The sequence below is a fragment of the Amycolatopsis sp. 195334CR genome (genome assembly GCF_017309385.1).
Lineage (GTDB): Bacteria > Actinomycetota > Actinomycetes > Mycobacteriales > Pseudonocardiaceae > Amycolatopsis.
Genome location: NZ_JAFJMJ010000001.1, coordinates 1,721,495 through 1,738,402, shown reverse-complemented (window position 1 = coordinate 1,738,402; position 16,908 = coordinate 1,721,495). Strand labels below are relative to the sequence as shown.

The 16,908-nt window shown below is 71.2% G+C and carries 14 protein-coding genes; 8 read left to right on the top strand and 6 right to left on the bottom strand.

The genetic code is table 11. From position 1 onward, the window contains the following. Positions 1-167: 167 nt before the first annotated feature. Both JYK18_RS08440 and JYK18_RS08435 read left to right on the top strand, forming a co-directional pair. The gene (locus JYK18_RS08440) at positions 168-2,840 is read left to right on the top strand and encodes a nitrate- and nitrite sensing domain-containing protein (RefSeq protein WP_242579017.1); all 2,673 of its coding nucleotides are present in this window, start codon (positions 168-170) and stop codon (positions 2,838-2,840) included. Then, a complete protein-coding gene (locus tag JYK18_RS08435; protein WP_206801561.1) occupies positions 2,837-3,508 on the top strand; it encodes a copper homeostasis protein CutC in 672 nt (223 codons plus the stop codon). Before JYK18_RS08440 ends, JYK18_RS08435 begins: the two co-directional genes overlap by 4 nt. Here the strand turns inward: JYK18_RS08435 and JYK18_RS08430 are convergent. From JYK18_RS08430 to JYK18_RS08415, 4 genes are all read right to left on the bottom strand, one after another. Beyond that, complete coding sequence (locus tag JYK18_RS08430) at positions 3,494-4,666, bottom strand: MFS transporter (RefSeq protein WP_307795825.1); 1,173 nt, start codon at positions 4,664-4,666, stop codon at positions 3,494-3,496. The two genes, JYK18_RS08435 and JYK18_RS08430, sit on opposite strands and share 15 nt — an antisense overlap. Before the next feature lie 130 nt (positions 4,667-4,796). Next, positions 4,797-5,624 carry an amino acid ABC transporter permease gene (locus tag JYK18_RS08425; protein WP_206801560.1) on the bottom strand — a complete coding sequence of 276 codons (828 nt, stop codon included), beginning with the start codon at positions 5,622-5,624 and terminating at the stop codon, positions 4,797-4,799. Beyond that, positions 5,621-6,265: an amino acid ABC transporter permease gene (locus JYK18_RS08420; RefSeq protein WP_206801559.1), complete on the bottom strand. Its 645-nt coding sequence runs from the start codon at positions 6,263-6,265 to the stop codon at positions 5,621-5,623. Before JYK18_RS08420 ends, JYK18_RS08425 begins: the two co-directional genes overlap by 4 nt. 59 nt (positions 6,266-6,324) lie before the next feature. After that, entirely contained in the window at positions 6,325-7,254 is a 930-nt protein-coding gene (locus JYK18_RS08415; protein WP_206801558.1) for a glutamate ABC transporter substrate-binding protein, read from the bottom strand. 769 nt (positions 7,255-8,023) lie between these two features. Here JYK18_RS08415 and JYK18_RS08410 point away from each other — a divergent pair. From JYK18_RS08410 to JYK18_RS08390, 5 genes are all read left to right on the top strand, one after another. After that, complete coding sequence (locus tag JYK18_RS08410) at positions 8,024-11,032, top strand: nitrate- and nitrite sensing domain-containing protein (RefSeq protein WP_206801557.1); 3,009 nt, start codon at positions 8,024-8,026, stop codon at positions 11,030-11,032. A gap of 2 nt (positions 11,033-11,034) precedes the next feature. Then, complete coding sequence (locus tag JYK18_RS08405) at positions 11,035-11,514, top strand: roadblock/LC7 domain-containing protein (RefSeq protein WP_370468951.1); 480 nt, start codon at positions 11,035-11,037, stop codon at positions 11,512-11,514. Positions 11,515-11,544: 30 nt separating this feature from the next. Next, positions 11,545-12,336, top strand: coding sequence for a DUF742 domain-containing protein (locus JYK18_RS08400; RefSeq protein WP_206801556.1), 792 nt, complete (start codon positions 11,545-11,547; stop codon positions 12,334-12,336). After that, on the top strand, positions 12,317-12,925 hold the full coding sequence (locus JYK18_RS08395) for an ATP/GTP-binding protein (protein WP_113694746.1): 609 nt from the start codon (positions 12,317-12,319) through the stop codon (positions 12,923-12,925). Before JYK18_RS08400 ends, JYK18_RS08395 begins: the two co-directional genes overlap by 20 nt. Positions 12,926-13,034: 109 nt before the next feature. After that, on the top strand, positions 13,035-13,451 hold the full coding sequence (locus JYK18_RS08390; protein WP_206801555.1) for a roadblock/LC7 domain-containing protein: 417 nt from the start codon (positions 13,035-13,037) through the stop codon (positions 13,449-13,451). Between the two features lie 144 nt (positions 13,452-13,595). On the opposite strand, the gene JYK18_RS08385 is transcribed toward JYK18_RS08390, so the two are convergent. Next, complete coding sequence (locus JYK18_RS08385; protein ID WP_206801554.1) at positions 13,596-13,763, bottom strand: hypothetical protein; 168 nt, start codon at positions 13,761-13,763, stop codon at positions 13,596-13,598. A 440-nt stretch (positions 13,764-14,203) separates the two neighbouring features. Between JYK18_RS08385 and JYK18_RS08380 the strand changes: the two genes are divergently transcribed. After that, positions 14,204-14,611: a DUF742 domain-containing protein gene (locus JYK18_RS08380; protein WP_242579015.1), complete on the top strand. Its 408-nt coding sequence runs from the start codon at positions 14,204-14,206 to the stop codon at positions 14,609-14,611. Positions 14,612-14,616: 5 nt separating this feature from the next. On the opposite strand, the gene JYK18_RS08375 is transcribed toward JYK18_RS08380, so the two are convergent. Further along, the gene (locus tag JYK18_RS08375) at positions 14,617-16,860 is read right to left on the bottom strand and encodes a helicase-associated domain-containing protein (protein WP_206801552.1); all 2,244 of its coding nucleotides are present in this window, start codon (positions 16,858-16,860) and stop codon (positions 14,617-14,619) included. Positions 16,861-16,908 lie beyond the last annotated feature (48 nt).

The window sequence follows — 16,908 nt, the reverse complement described above, 5'->3', positions numbered from 1 at the left end:
CTGGCGGACAGCTACCATCGGACTACTCGAGACGCACGCTACCCTCCGGTAGGTTGCCGGCGACTGGTCCGCGATCGAACGAGCTGGGTGGAAAAGGAAGCCAGGTGAACCGTCGCGGAAACGAACCCCGAAAGGGTTATGCGACGGATTCCTCATCTGCGCAGAGTTTGACCGGGGACCCCGGCGGCCGCTGGCGGCTGCGGAACTGGCGTCTGCGCACCAAGCTCTTCGCCGTGCTGCTGATCCCGTCGGTGGCGATCATCGCACTGGTCGGCCTGCGCGTGCGGCTCGATCTCGGCGAGGCGGGCAGGCTCGCCGAAGCGGCCACGCGGGTGCGCGTGGACACCACCGTCGCCGAGCTGACCCACCGGCTGCAGCGCGAGCGCGACCTCACCGTCCGCTTTGTCGCCACTGGGCGGAAAACCGGCATCGAGGAGTTGCGCGGCCAGCGCGACAAGGTCAACGAATCGCTGGGTGCGTTCGAACGTGCGCTGAGCGATGACGAATCCCGGCTGGCGCCCGAAGTGGCTGCCGATTTCCGCCAACTGCGCGATCAGCTGGGCGGGCTGACCGGGCTGCGTTATGCCGGGGAGTTCTCCAATTTCCCGCCGGATTCGGTGCTCCGCTCCTACAGCGACCTGATCACCGCCACGCTCACCGTCGGTGATCAATCCGCTGCCGAGATCACCGATCCGGAACTGGCCAGGCTGCGACTGGCGGTGAACGCGCTGGCCAAGGTGAAGGACACCATGTCGGTCAAGCGCGCGGTGCTCGCCGACGCGCTCGCGCAGGGCTCGCTCAGCGTGGACCGCACGCGCGCACTGCTCGGCGCGGAGGCCGAATTCGACGCCGCGCGCGAGGATTTCCGCCAGTTCGCCACCCCCGAGCAACGCCGGATGTACGACGACACGGTGCTCGGCATGGTGGTCGACAACGGCAACAACATGGTCGAGTCGGTGCTGCGCCGGTCCGAGGCGAACCAGCCGCTGACCGGCCTGGATCCCATTCAGTGGGATATCGCGTCGACCTACACCATCAACCTGGTGCGCCAGGTGGAGGACGCGCTGCAGCAGAACAGCCAGTCCCGCACCGAGGCGCTGGCCGCCACCGCGCGGGCCTCGGCCATCCGCGACTCGGCGATCGTGCTCGGCGTGGTGCTGATCGGCGGGGTGCTCGCGGTGATCGTGACGCGCTCGCTGCTGCGGTCGCTGCGGATCCTGCGCCGCAGCGCGCTGGAGGTCGCCGAGCACCAGCTGCCCGCGGCGGTGGAGGGCATCCTCACCGACCCGGAGCCGCCGCACCCCGGCACGCCGTCGGCACCGCGGATCGCGCCGGTGCCGGTGTTCAGCAAGGAGGAGCTGGGGCAGGTCGCGCGGGCCTTCGACGCGGTGCACGGCGAGGCCGTGCGGCTGGCCGGGGAACAGGCGCGGTTGCGGGAGAACGTCAACTCGATGTTCGTCAACCTTTCACGCCGCAGCCAGGAACTGGTGGAGCGGCAACTGTCCGTGCTGGACCGGATGGAGGCCGACGAGCAGGACCCGGAGATCCTCGGTGGTCTGTTCGAACTGGACCACCTCGCCACCCGGATGCGCCGCAACAGCGAGAACCTGCTGGTGCTCTCGGGCACCGACCCGGCGCGCGAGGTGGCCGGCCCGGTCAGCGCGGACGAGATCGTCGGCGCCGCGCTGTCGGAGGTCGAGCACTACCAGCGCATCGAACTGCCCGCGGCGCCGGAGCTGACCGTGCGCGCGGAGGCGGTCAGCGATCTGGTGCACGTGATCTCGGAGCTGCTGGAGAACGCGACCGCGTACTCGCCGCCGGCCACCATGGTCTCGGTGGTCAGCACGCTGCTCGACGATGGCGCGTGGAAGATCGACATCGTGGACCGGGGCAGCGGCATGGCCGAGGCGGAGGTCCGGCGCACCAACGCGCGGCTGGCCGAACCGCCCAAGGTGGACGTCGAGGTGTCGCGGCGGATGGGGCTGTACGTGGTGGCGCGGTTGTCCACCCGGCACCGGATCAGCGTGCGGCTGGCCAACCGGCGCAGTGGTGGGATGACCGCGACGGTGGTGGTACCACCGGAACTGGTCAGCGCGGCCGCCCCGGTTTCGCTGCTGCCGCCCGAGCCGGTGGCGGCGCTGCCGGTGCTGAACGGGCCCGCCGCGGAGGTCGTGGTGGCCCCGCCGGAGCGGCAGCCGGACCCCGACCCTTACCAGCCGGAGCCGTCCTACGAGCCGGAGTCGGAACCCGAGCCGTACCAGCCAGACGCCGAGCCGCGCCAGTCGGAGTCGTACCAGTCGGAGCCGTTCTACGAGCCGGAGCCCGAGCCCGAGCCGTTCTCCGAGTACGAGCCGGAGCCGGAGTGGCCCGCCGAGCCGGTCGCCGAGGAGGCCCACGAGGCCTACCCGGCCCACGCGGTCGCCGAGCCACGCGACGCCTACGAGGTCGCCGAGGCCCACGACGCCTACGAGCCCGACTGGCCCGAGTACGACCCCGAGCCCCCCGAACCGCGCCGGCCGGTGGAGCCGCCGACCCGGGCGCCGGTGTACCAGGCACCGCCGGACTGGCCGACCGAGGACGACGCCCACCTCGACGACGAAGCGGGCATCGACGGCCCGACCGAGCGCATGCCCGCCTACGCCGAGGTGCTCACCCGCTGGTTCCGCGACGACGAAGGCGCGGCCGACGAGCGCACGGCCAAGCACGCGCGCGCGAGCGCGGAACAGGCGGTACTGACGCTGAGCCCGGATGCCGTGCGCGGAAGAATGGCGAGTCTGCAGAACGGCTTCGAGCGCGGCCGCTACGTGCGCGACCGGCAACGGGAGAAGGGGTACGAGTGAACCGCGGCTTGCTGGAAGTGATCGTGCTCGACGCGCGGGACGCCGAACAGGCGCAGCTCGGCGGTGCCGATCGGGTGGAACTGGTCGCCGAGATGGCGCTCGACGGGCTCACCCCCAGCGACGACGTGGTCCGCGAGGTGCTCGCCGCGACCGACCTGCCGGTACGCGTGATGCTGCGGGCACGCGGCTCCTTCCTGGCCGCGGACCTGCCCGGCCTGCGTGCCCGCGCGAACGAGCTGCTGGCGCTGGGCGCCAAGGAGTTCGTGCTCGGCTTCCTCACCGACGGCGGCATCGTCGACGAACCAGCCACCCGCACGCTGGTGCGCGAGCTGGACGGTGCGAGCTGGACCTTCCACCGCGCGGTCGATCACGCCCGCGACGTGCGCGCCGCCTACGCGACGGCCGCGCGGCTCGGCTGCGACACGATCCTCACCGCCGGGCACCCCGACGGCGTCACCGAAGGCGCGCCCGCGCTGGAACAGCTGGCGCTGCACGACGAACCGCCGGTGCTGATGGCCGGTGGCGGCCTGCGCGCGCAGCAGGTGGCGCGGTTGCGCGAGGCCGGGGTGCACGCCTTCCACGTCGGTTCCGGGGTGCGGCCGCTGGGCTGGGTGGAGGCGGTCGACGCGATCGCCGTGCGCCGGTGGGCGGAACTAGTCCACGGCTGATTTCGACCGCACGGCCAGCAAACCGGCCGAGGTGAGCGCGGTGAGCGTGCCGGCGAACAGCAGCACCCCGGTGGGGCCGAGCGAATCCACCCACAGCCCGCCGAACAACGCGCCGAGCGAGATGGACACCTGGAACGCGGTGACGAACAGCGAACCGGCGACCTCCCGGCGGTCCGGCACCGCGCTGCCCAGCCAGATCTGCAGGCTGACCGGGACCGCGCCGTAGGCCGCGCCCCAGACCAGCAGCAACGCGACCAGACCCGGCAGCGAGTGCCCGACGACGTCGAAGAGCAGCAGCGCGGCCCCGAGCCCGGCCGCCGCGACGATCAGCGTGCGGCGGGGATTCCGGTAGGCGGCGGTGCCACCGAGGAAGTTGCCCGCGAACCCCGCGCCGCCGTAGGCCAGCAGCAGCGCGGTGCTCAGCGCCGGGGCCACGCCGCCGGTCTCGCGCAGGATCGGGGTGATGAAGGTGTACGCGCTGAAGTGCCCGATCACCAGCAGGAACACCGCGACGAAGCTGACCCGGATCTCCGGGTGGCGGAACAAGGAGAGCAGGTCGCCGAGCTTCGTGGTGCGGCTGGCCGGCAGCGGTGGCAGCAGGAACACCTGCGCCGCGAGCACCCCGAGCGCGACCACCCCCACCACGGCGAAGGCGGTGCGCCAGTCGGTCAGGTCGCCGAGCAGCTTGCTGGCAGGCACCCCGGCGACGGTGGCGGTGGAGACCCCGGCGAAGATCGTCGCGGTCGCCCGCCCGACCACGCGCTCCGGCACCAGCCGCACGGCGATCCCGCCCGCGATGCCCCAGAACCCGCCGACGCTCAGCCCGACCAGGATGCGCGCGACGAGCAGCACGGTGAAGTTCGGCGCGAGGGCGCTGACCAGGTTCGCGCCGACGAGCAGCGCGCTGAGCCCGGTCAGCACCAGCCTGCGGTCGAGCCTGCCCGCGGCGACCACCAGCGCGGGCGCCGCCACCGCGGCGACGAAGCCCGGCACGGTCAGGGTCAGCCCGACCGTGCCCTCGGACACGCCGAGCGTGGCCGCGATCTGCGGCACCAGGCCCACCGGGAGCAGTTGGGAGGTGACGATCGAGAAGGTCCCGACCGTCACCGAGAGCACGGCGAGCCAGTACCTCAGCGGGGTTTCCTGCTGCACGTCCACCGGCGCAGCGTAAGCAGCCGCGCTAAAGCCCCAGCTCAGCTCGCCGGGCCCGCCGACCCGATGCAGTGAATGTGGCTTTCACAGCCGATTCCGCAGTGAAAGCCACATTCACAGCGCTGCGGCCGCAAGCTCAGATGATTCCGGGGTCCGCGGGGGCGGCGACGTGACCGACCCGGCGTTCCCGCCGTTCCAGCCACCGCCCGAGCCGCGACAGCGCGAAGTTCACCACGAAGTAGATCAGCGCGATCACCAGGTACGTCTGGATCAGGTACCGGTTGTACGAGGCCAGCTGCTTCCCGATGGTGATCACCTCGGCGAAGCTCAGCACGTACCCGAGCGAGGTGTCCTTCACCGTGCCGACGGACTGGCTGATCAGCGACGGCAGCACGTGCCGCAGCGCCTGCGGCAGGATCACGTGCCACATCGCCTGCCACGGCCGCAGCCCGAGCGCGGCCGCCGCCTCGCCCTGGCCGGCGTCCAGCGACAGGATGCCCGCGCGGAACACCCCGGCCAGCTGCGCCGACCGGTTCAGCGTCAGCGGCACCACCAGCTTCCACAGCGTCGGCAGGTCCAGCCCGTACCGCGGCAGCGCGAACAGCATCATGAACACCATCAGCAGCGCGGGCACCACCCGGAACACCTCGATGTAGGTGCGCGCGGGCAGCCGGATCCAGCGGTACCGCGACATCCGGCCGAAGGCCAGCAGCAGACCCAGCGGCATCGCCAGCACCAGCACCAGCCCGGCCGCGAGCAGCGTGCCGCCCAGGCCGTTGAGCAGGTACTTCCACATCGGCCAGGTGCCGTACGGCTGCCACTTCTCCGGATCCAGCTGCCCGTTCACGCCGAACTGGTACAGCGCCAGCCCCAGCAGGGCCGCGCCGAGCACGAACGCGCCCGCGGTGGCGATCCGGATGCGGCGCCTGCCGCGCGGGCCCGGCTCGTCGAAGAGCACGTTCATCGGTGGATCACCAGCTTCTTCTCCAGCCGCGAGGTGGCCAGCGAGATCAGCAGCGCGAGCAGCCCGTAGACGATGCCGGCGCCGATGTAGACCGGCAGCGGGTCGGAGGTGATCACGTTGACCGCGTTGGCCGCCGCGGTCAGTTCCGGGATGCCGGTGCCCGCGGTGATCGCGGTGTTCATCAGCAGCCCGATGGTGATGTTGCACAGCGGCTGGAGCACCGAGCGCAGCGCCTGCGGCAGCACCACGCTGGACTGCGTGCGGAAGAACCCGAGCCCGAGCGCCCTGGCGGCCTCGGCCTGCCCCTTCGACACGGAGTTGATGCCCGAGCGCAGCGCTTCGGCGTAGTAGGCCGCCGAGTACAGCGAGAGCGCGAGCACCGCGCACAGGAACAGGTCGAAGTTGATCGCGATCTCCGGCAGCGCGAAGATGATCAGGATCAGCCAGAGCAGCAGCGGGATGTTCTGGAAGACCTCCACGTAGACGATGGCGAACGCGCGCAGCGGCTTGACCGGGGACACCCGGCACGAGACCACCAGCAGCGCGACGAGCATGGCGCCGGCGAAGGACAGCACGGTCAGTTCGATCGTGGTGAGCACACCGCGGCCGAACTCGGGGAGGTAGTCGAGGAGGACGTTCATCTAGTCATGGCCTGCCGCGGACGGGCCGGGAACCGGGTGCCCGGCCCGTCGAGCGGGGATCAGGAACCGGCGACCGAGCCGATGGCGGGCGGGACGGGCGGCTCACCGGGGATCACCGTGCCGAGCGACTCCTGGTACGCCTGCTGCCACAGCCCGGCGTCCTGGATCTTCTTCAGCCAGCCGTTGACGAACTTCTTGAACGCGTCGTCCCCGTGCTTGATGCCGATGCCGTACGGGTCGGTGCCGAAGGTGCCGCTGGCCAGCTGGATCTTGTCGTTCAGCTTGGTCTCGCCGGCGATCACCGGCAGGTCCTTCACCCAGGCGTCGCCGCGGCCCTGCTCCAGCGCCTGCACGCACTCCGGGTCGGTGTTGAACGAGATCTGCTGCGCCTGCGGGGCCAGCTCCTTGACCACCCCGGCGCCGGTGCTGCCGGTGGCCACCAGCACCTTCTTGCCGTTGAGGTCCTCCGGCCGGGCGATGTCCGGCTTGCCCTTCAGCGTGGCGACCGCCTGGCCGGACATGAAGTACGGCCCGGCGAAGGCCACCTTCTCCGCGCGCTTCGGGGTGATCGAGTAGTTCTGGATGACCGCGTCCACCGTGCTGTTCTGGATCAGCGCTTCCCGGATCTGCGGGGTGGTGGTGATGATCTTGCGCTTGGGCTCGCCGAGGATGTACTTGGCCAGCAGCTTGCCGAGCGTGGCGTCGAAGCCCTCGGCCTCACCGGTGGTCGGGTTCTGCTGGGACATCAGCGGGGTCTCCAGCGAGGCGCCGATGAACAGCTCACCCCGCTGCTTGATCGCCATCGCGGTGGGGCTGGCCGCCAGCTCCGCCTCGGTGGCCACGGGGGCCCGGTCGAGCATGCTCTGCGCGGCGTTGTTCGCCCCGGGGACCGCTTCGGTGCCGCCGGAGCAGGCGCCCGCCGCCGCTCCCAGGGTGACGACCGCGCAGAACAGCGCGATCCTCGTGCGCGTCGAAGACGCCTTGGCCATGGTGGACTTGTTCCTTTCCCGACTGGCGGCCGTGTGTGCCGGGTCCGAGCGGTGCCACCGCGGAGTGCTACTTCTGGTAGCACGTGACGTTCCGAAGCTCACCCAGTGGTGCGAAGCGGACACACGGCGCTTGCGCCGAAGAATGGTTCAGTCCGCCGGGGCGCGTCAAGCTGCGGTGATCTCCGCCGCGGGTGCCGCCGAGGCCTTAAAACACTGTTGTCACAGGTCCAGGCCGGTCTCTCACATCATGGGAACCGATGATCGATGCGAAATATTCACCGGAAGATCACCAGGTGGGCGCGAAGATCACCATAGTGCCGGGTGGACGAATTTCGGTCGGTTGACAGTTGCCCCGTTCGCCCGAGTGACGCAGGTCGCCCTGCTTCCGTTTCGCGCTTGTTATCGATACCCTCTAGCCCCAATCGGGTGACCGACGTCATGTGCCTGGCTTGGGGGCGGCCAATTTCTCGGCGACCCAGCCGGGCGGATCGGGCTGCCCGGGCTCCCGGCGCGTGGGAACCTGGTTGCCACCGGACAGCGGTAACGGAAAACGGGAAGGAAGTCCTCGGTGCCCCAGCTCACGAGCGGGGAGCACGGTCGAAAGGCGGTGTCCTCGGCGCACCCTCGTGTCGCAGAAGGTAATGACGCGGCAGCACAGGACGGCCCGAACGGAGTAACCCCGTCGCGGTCCGGTGCCCTCGCCCCGCCACCGGGGGGACCGCGCACCCGTGGGCTGAGGAACTGGCGGGTCAGCAACAAGCTCGTCGTGGTGTTCCTGCTCCCCACCATCGCCGCGCTCTTCCTGGGTGGCCTGCGCGTCTACGAGGGCTTCGAGGACATCGGCGTCTACGACCGCGCCGAGCAGCGCATCGCGCTCAGCCAGAAGGTCGCCGCCACGGTCGACGAACTGCAGTCCGAGCGCGAGACCATGTCCGCCTGGATCGTCTCCGGGCGGCCGCAGGGCCGCGGTGAGCTGGACGACCAGATCGCCCGCTCCGACCGCGCCGCCACCACGCTGCGGGACGCCCCCGAGGTCGAAGGCATCGACGACCCGGTGACCACCGCCTTGTTCGGCCAGGCCACCGCCCGTCTCGACGGCCTCGGCCAGCTGCGCGTGTCCGCGAATGACGCCTCCTTCGCCGCGCTGGCCGCGCTCGAGTCCTACGCCGGCGTCATCGACGCGCTGCTCGCCGTCTCCGACGAGTTCGGCGCCGACGTCACCGACAAGGGCCTGCAGGACCGGCACGACGCGCTCGCCGCGCTGTCGCACGCCAAGGAGTTCTCGGCCCAGCAGAACGCGTTCCTGCGCAACGCGGCGATCCGCGGCAGCTTCGAGCCCGCCGAGCTGTCCAGCATCAACAGCGCCGAGGCGAACCTGGTCTCCCAGATCGACGCCTTCAACAACGTCGCCACCTCGCAGGCCCGCCAGGACTACGCCAACACGATCACCGGTGAGCTGGTCTCCCGGCGCTTCCAGTACCAGCAGCTGGCGCTGCTGCGCGCGGAGGCGAAGATCAACGTGGCGATCGACCCCGGTGCGGTCGCCCAGTCCTCGGCGGCCACGCTGAACCTGATCAGCCAGGTGGAGAACCGCCTGCTGGACGAGGCCGGTTCGTACACCGGTGACCTGGCCGGCAGCGAGCAGCGCACGCTGATCTTCGTCTCGGCGGGCATCCTCGCCGGGTTGCTGGTCGCGCTGACGCTGATGTTCGTGGTCGCCCGCTCGATGCTGGTCCCGCTGCGGAGCCTGCGCACCAACGCGCTCGAAGTGGCCGAACGGCACCTGCCCGAAGCGGTCGAGAAGATCATGTCGGAGTCGGACCCGAAGGCCGCCGCCGAGCGCGCCATCGATCCGGTGCCGGTGCACACCACCGAGGAGATCGGCCAGGTGGCCCGCGCCTTCGACGTGGTCAACGCGCAGGCCGTGCGACTGGCCGCCGAGCAGGCCCTGCTGCGCGAGAACGTCAACGGCATCTTCGTCAACCTGTCCCGCCGCTCGCAGCGGCTGGTGGAGCGCCAGCTCGGCGTGATCGACCGGCTCGAGGCCGACGAGCAGGACCCCGACCACCTCGCCAGCTTGTTCGAGCTGGACCACCTCGCCACCCGCCTCCGCCGCAACGGCGAGAGCCTGCTGGTGCTCTCCGGCGCCGGGCTGGCCAAGTCGGTGCCGCGGCCGGTGCCCGCCGCCGACGTGATCGGTGCCGCGGTCTCCGAGATCGAGCAGTACTCGCGCGTCGAGGTCGGCGTCATCCCGGACGTGGCCGTGCAGGGCCTGACCATCCACGACCTGGTGCACGTGCTGGCCGAGCTGCTGGACAACGCGGCCTACTTCTCCGAGCCGGAGACCAAGGTGACCGTGCGCGCGGTGATGACCCGCCGCCGCGCCCTGGCCATCCAGGTCACCGACAAGGGCGTCGGCATGTCCGACGACCAGATCTCCGAGGCCAACCGCCGCCTGGCCGACCCGCCCGACCTGGACGTGTCGGTGACCCGCCGGATGGGCCTGTACGTGGTCGCGCGGCTGGCCCAGCGCCACGGCATCGAGGTGCAGCTCCGCGAGAACGAGGACATCGACGGCGGCATCATCGCCAGGGTGGTGGTCCCGGCGCAGCTGCTGACCAGCGTGCCGGCCACCGAGCGCCCGCGGTCGGAGTCGTCGCTGCCGCAGATGTCGCCGATCGGCGGCCCGCCGCCGCAGCCGCCGAGCGAGCTGGGTGTCGATTCGCTCACCTCGCCGATGACGCTGACCCCGCTGAACCAGCAGGCCCCGCCCGAGGAGCCCGCCGAGATCAGCCGTCCGCAGGCCCCGGTGCCGTCCGCGAGCTCCGGTCCCAGCACCGGCGGGCTGGTCGCGCTCGACCAGCCGATCAGCCTCGACGACCTGGTGCACGGTTCGTCCAGCGCGGCGGGCCCGTTCCTGAGCGACGTCCCGGAGCCGCCGAAGGAGCCGGTGGACGACCAGGGCTTCCCGGTGGCCGAGTTCGACGAGAACGCGTTCCCCACGGTCACCACGCCCGCGCCGACTTCGCCGGCATCGCCGTCTTCGCCGTCTTCGCCGTCTTCGCCGTCTTCGCCGTCGAGCAACGGCACCAACGGCAGTGCTCCCGCCGAAACCAACGGGCACGGCAGCGAGCCGTTCCCGCTGGCCCTGCCCACCCGTGAACCCACCTTCGTGCCGCCGATGGGCAGGCCGGAGCCGGACACCTCGGACGAGAGCGGCCGCAGCGCGCTCGAGGACGACGTGCCGACTCGCCGGTTGCCGATCTACCAGTCCGTGCTCTCCCGATGGTTCAGTGAAGCGGAGGAGACTGGACCGGAAGAGACCGGCTGGCCCGCGGAGACACCGGAGGGGACCGCGGCCGCGCCGGAGGGGCGAGAGGGAGCGGGCGTGACCGACGGAGGATGGCAGAGCGCCTCGGACGAGGGCTGGCAGGCGGCGCAGTCGTTGCTGGAGGACAAGGCCGAGGGCGTCACCGAGGCCGGCCTGCCCAAACGCGTGCCCAACGCCTACCTGGTCCCCGGCTCGGTGACCGGGGAATCGGCGGATCAGAGCGCTTTCACCGACAGTTCCTCCCCGCAGCCGGAGGCGGCCCCGTCAATGACTAGGTCGGCTTCGGTGGCGCGAAGCCGTATGGTCAGTTTTCAGCGGGGTTACCAGAGCGGCAGGCATGCCGTCCAGGAGAATCCGGAGGCCGGTACCGCGGTGCCGGAAACGCGTCCGGACGCCGTAGAGGACGGCGTCGCGGGACGACCTACTGAACCAAGCGCGAAGGAGTGAGAGTGACACGGGCGGGGTCAGTGCAGCCGGGCGGGCAGGCGCAGCCGGGCAAGGCGGTGCAGCAGCCGGGGGCCGGTCAGCAGGGCAGTTTCGCTTGGCTCATCACCGATTTCGTGCACCGGGTACCCGGTGCCGCGCATGCGGTAGTGGTCTCGGCGGACGGGTTGTTGCTGGCGGCCTCACGAGGGCTGCCCAAGGACCGGGCCGATCAGCTCGCCGCGGTGGCCTCCGGGCTGACCAGCCTGGCGCGCGGGGCGGCGAAGGTGTTCGACGGCGGAGCCGTCGCGCAGACCGTGGTCGAGATGGCCAACGGGTTCATGTTCCTGATGTCGGTTTCGGACGGTTCGTGCCTGGCGGTGCTGGGTGCACCGGACAGTGACATCGGGCTGGTCGTCTACGAGATGACGCTGCTGGTCGAGCGGGTCGGGCAGCAGATGACCCCGGAACTGCGCGCTCAGCTGCAGGGCGCCGCCCGCCGCTAGGGCGGTCGGCGGGACACAGAGGAGATAACCGTGGACTCGGGGCGCTCGAGAGGCGAACGTCGGTTCGACGACGACTTCTCCAGTGCGCGTTGGCCGAATGAGTCGGACAACTCGAACATTTCGGACAGCCGTGGGGGCGAGGTCGCAGGGGAGGACTGGAAGAGTTTCCGGGACCGGATAGACCGCGAGTGGCGGTCCCGGCGAGGCGGTGACGAGGTGGCACCGGAGCCGGTGGCGCCGGATCCGTCGTCGTGGCTGAACCCGGCGGACGAGCCCGGCACGCGCGGGCCCGCCGAATTCAACGTCGACGACTTCCGCGACCGGCTGCTCAGCGGGCCGGTGTCGGAGTTGTACGGCGTGGGCGGCGGCTCGCTGCGGGACGCGGCGGGCGGGTTCACCGCCTTCGGCGGCCCGGAGGAGCCCGAACCGGAGCAGTTCATCCCGTCGGCGCGCCCGAGCACGCCGCCGGAGGAGCCGGTGGAGACCTCCGGCCTGGTCCGGCCGTACTTCCGGACCGGCGGGCGGACCAAGCCCAGCTACGACCTGGCCATCGAGGCCTTGATCTCGACCAGTGAACGGGGCAGGCTGATCGATTCGGTTCGGGTGCCCGAGCACCGGTCGATCTGCGACCTGTGCCTGGACACCCGGTCGGTCGCCGAGATCGCCGCGCATCTGCGGCTGCCCCTCGGTGTGGTGCGGGTGCTGATTGGTGATGTCGCCGGTCTCGGACTGGTTCTCGTGCACAGCGGGAGCACGGTCGTCGGGGACAGGCCGAGTATCGAGTTCATGGAAAGGGTGCTCAGTGGGCTTCGGAGAATTTAGCTCCGACGCGAACACGTCGGCGGCCGCGGGACCGACCTCGTCGGCGAAGATCGTGGTGGCGGGCGGGTTCGGGTCGGGAAAGACCACGCTGGTGGGTGCGGTCTCCGAGATCGACCCGCTGACCACCGAGGCCTCGATGACCGAGGCCAGTTCCGGCGTCGACGACGTCTCGGCGACGCCGAACAAGACGACCACCACGGTGGCGATGGACTTCGGCCGGATCACCCTGGACTCGGACATCGTGCTGTACGTGTTCGGCACGCCGGGGCAGCACCGGTTCTGGTTCATGTGGGACGACCTGGCACTGGGCGCGATCGGCGCGGTGGTGCTGGTGGACACCCGCAGGCTCTCGGACGCGTTCCCGTCGATCGACTTCTTCGAGAACCGGAAGCTGCCGTACGTGGTCGCCATCAACTGCTTCGACCGGCTGCTGCACCACCAGATCGAGGACGTCCGGCACGCGCTGACGATCTCGCCGAGCGTGCCGATCATGGCTTGTGACGCGCGCGAGCGGGAGTCGGCGAAGCAGGTGCTGATCTCGGTGGTCCAGCACGCCATCCAGCACGACACCGCGTTGCGGGCGGGCTGAAGTTCCCCTTTTCACCGCGGGGCGGGGTCGAACCCTGCCCCGGACGCGAATACGCTGGTGCGAAGCAGTTGTGCGTGCCGGGTAGTCGCCGGAGCAAGGAGGGACAGTGATGGCTACCACCTCATCCGGTGGGTTCGGCTGGCTGGTCACCGACTTCGTGCGCCGGGTGCCCGGTGCCGCCCACGCGGTGGTGGTGTCGGCCGACGGTCTGCTGCTCGCCAGCTCGGACGGGTTGCCGGTGGAGCGGGCCGAGCAGCTGTCCGCGGTGTCGTCCGGGTTGGTCAGCCTGACCCAGGGGGCGGCGAGGTGCTTCGAGGCGGGTGTGGTCAACCAGACGGTGGTGGAGATGGAGCGGGGGTACCTGTTCCTGATGTCCATTTCGGACGGTTCGAGCCTGGCCGTGCTGGCCGCGCCGACCAGTGACATCGGGACGGTGGCGTACGAGATGACGCTGCTGGTGGACCGGGTCGGCCAGCAGCTGACCCCGGAGCTGCGCGCGCAACTGCAAGGCGGGGTACGCGGCTGACGATGGGCACTCCGCGGGACTTCGGGCGCGATCCGGTGAGCGCCGACTGGGACGCGCTGCACGCCGGCAGCGAGCGGGAGGCTTTGGACAACCCAAGCCGCTTCGACATCGCGAAGTACACCACGGGCCGCTTTTCGGTTCCGGTCACGCCTTCTTCAGGTGCTTCTTCTTCGGCTTCCTCTGGTGCTTCTTCTCCGGGCGCTTCTTCTTCGCGGTCTTCTCCTGGTGCTTCTTCGCGCTCTGCTTCGCCTTCCGCGCCACTGCCTTCGGTGCCGCCGCCGCCCGCTCCGCCGCCTGGGCCGCTTGCTCCATCCGGGCCACCCGCCTGGTCCGGACCACCCGCACCCCCCGGCTTCTACTCGAAAACCGAGCCATACGCCTACGACGAGCCGGATCCGTACGCGTCTCCAGAGTCCCCAGCTTGGCCAGAGTCGCCCGAACCGCACGAACCCTACGACTCCTATGCGCAGCCTGAGTCTTACGCGCCTTCCGAGCCGTACTCGCGGTCCGAGCCTTATGCGCCATCGGAGCCGTACGCGCGCTCCGAGCCTTACGCGTCACCCGAGCCTTACGCGCGCTCCGAGGCTTACGCGCCGCCCGAGCCCCATGAGCCGTATGCGCCCCACGAGCCGTACTCGCGGTCCGAGGCCTACGCGCCACCCGAGCCACACACCCGACCCGAGCCATACACACCCCCCGAACCCCCGGCCCCCGCTCGCTACGAGCCTCCCGAACCCATGGAGCCTGCGCCGATGCGCGCCATGGCCCCCGTCCGCCCCGCCCCCCGGCCCGCGGCGCCGGCGTGGCCTGCCGGGCGCGCGTCCCGCTCGCTCGTCCGTCCCTACGCCCGGACCGGCGGCCGCACCCATTCCGCGCACGACCTCGCGCTGGAAGCCCTGATCTCCACCACCGACCAGGGCCGGACCCAGACCACCACCCTCCCCACCGAGTACCGCCTCATCTGCGAGCTGTGCCACGACACGCACTCCATCGCCGAGATCGCCGCCTACCTGCGGCTGCCGCTCGGCGTGGTGAAGGTCTTCGTCGGCGATCTGGCCGACGCCGGGCTGGTCCTGATCCACCAGTCGAGCCTGATCCAGGGCGACCCGTCCGCCCGCGAGTTCATGGAGCGCGTCCTCCAGGGCCTGCGCGAACTCTGACCCGGCTAGTCCTCGACGAGGGCGGCGGAAGTGATGCGGTGCAACGGATACCGCTGGTTGTCCGTGCTCTCCAGCATCCCACCGCCCACGCGCGCCGGGGTGACCACGCGCTGCGCCGCCGTGCCGCGGTCGTCGACAAAACCGATCCACACCTCGCGCTGCTCCCGCGTGGCCCTGGCGAGCAGCGCGAGCGTCATCGACGTGTCGGCGCCGCCGCCACCGGGGGCGCGCACCGCGGTGCCGCGCCGCGTACCCGCCGCGCGGTCGCCCGCCCGCAGGTTCGTCACGATCGACGCGATCTGGTCACCACCGGGCGAAGTCGGTTCGGCGTGCACGCGCCGCGCGTTCCGGCTGCGTGCCGGGATGCGCCGACCGCGGTTGCGGTTCAGGTCGACCACCCGCCCGTCCGGCCCCTCGGCGGCCGGGGCGAATCCCGCCGCGCGCAGGCCGTCGAGCACCTCGGCCAGCGGGAACGTGCTGATCAGCACGGTCGGCGCGATCTTGCGCAGATCGAGCTGCTCGGCCGCCGGATTGCTGAGCACCTCGGCGAGCAGCACCTCGTCGTCGCAGCGCAGGAACGAGCCCGCCACGCCACCGCGCAGCCGCCCGTGCCGCCGCGCCACGTCGTCGATCAGGTAGGTCAGCGACTGCGGCACCGGCGTCGCCGACCGCTCGCCGAACAGCGAGTGCAGCTCCGCCGCCGTGCGCCCGGTGTCCAGCGCGCGCCGGACCGACGTCTCGGTGACCCGGTACACCGTGGCGTGCCCGGCGGACTCGATGTCGGCCACCGCGGTGATCTCGGTGGCCAGGTCGGCCTCCAGCGGACCGGGCGCGACCACCGTGAGATCCGCCTGCACCAGCACGTGGTTCACCGGGTCCGGCAACGCCTCCGCCATCGCGAGTGTCGCGTTCGGACGGTCGTCCTCGAGCAGCATGCCGGTGGCCGTGGTGATCGCGCCGAGCGCGACCAGGCCGAGCGCGGTCGCCTCGGCCATCGCCCAGCGCACGTTCTCGTCGCGGAACCGGCCACCCCGCCGCGGCGCGTGCCAGGCGAGCGACGCGACCAGTTCCTCCACGCTCTTCACCCCGGTGCCCGAGGGCAGTTCGGTGAGCGTGGTGAGCACCCGGCGGCGCCCGGCTGGCGCGAGCGGTCGGCGCAACTCCTCCGAAAGCGGGGCTAGCGGCTTGTCCTTCGCGTCGCGCTGCCCGGCGAGCCCGGGGGAGCGCGGCAGGTCCAGCCACGCCTGCGCGAGCACCGCCCAGCGCGCCGCCGGTTCCGAGGCGAGCCAGCTGTCGGCGAGCACCGTCGGCACCCACTCGGGCGTGCCGCTCTGGTCGTCCCCGGCCAGCCCGGCGCCGACGACCACCTCGGCGACCAACGTCGCGCGCTGGTCGTCCACGTCCAGCTCCCGCGCCAGCTTCCGCAGCTCGCGCACGCCGAGCCCGCCGGACTTGAGCACCGGCGGCGGTTGCTCCGACCAGAGCGCGATCAGCCGTTCGGTGTGCCGCAGGAACTCCATCGCCTCACCGGCCGCCGCCTCGTCCACTGTGGACTGCTGGTGCGGGTGGGTCGGCAGCTCCGGCTCGGTCAGCTGCGCGTCGCTGAACACGTGCCCGCCGCGCAGCAGGACACCGAGTTCGCGGGGAAGTTCGACGGTGGTGTCGTCGCGGCGCAGCAGCAGCCCGCGCGCGAGCAGCTTCTGCACCGGGGTGGTGGCTTCGTCGAGCGGGACCATCGCGCCGGCGTCGCGCGTGTTGCCGATCGGCGGTCCGGCGGCGAGCTTCTGCAACAGCGCGCGCTCGGCGTCGGTCACCTCGTCGACCGCGGCGGCCAGGTCCGTTTCGGAGAGCGCTTTCGACGGGCTGCCGAGCCCGGCCGGGAACGGGCCGAGCGCCTCCCGCGCCGTCGGCGGCACGCGGATCGCGTCGTCCTCGCCCCAGGCGAGCGCGCGGTCGCGCAGCCGCTCCAGCCCGCGCTTCGCGGACCGGCCGAGCAACTCGTCCACTTCGGCGGCGGTGACCGCCTCGGTGTCGGCACCGGCGAGCAGCAGCGCGTCGAGCACGGCGAGGGTGAAGGTGTCCAGGTCCTCACAGGCGCGGGAGATCGAGCCCGGCGTGCCCGCGCGGGTGGCCAGCACGGTGCTGTTGGACGGCGGCGGCGTGGCCAGGTCACGCCGGGTCCGCAACAGCGCGACCAGCGTTCCATCCGGTCTGGAGCGCAGCCAGTCCGCCAACGAGGTTCCGGGCATCCGGTCCAGAATATCGCCTGTTCGGACCCGTGCCGGGGTCACCTGGCA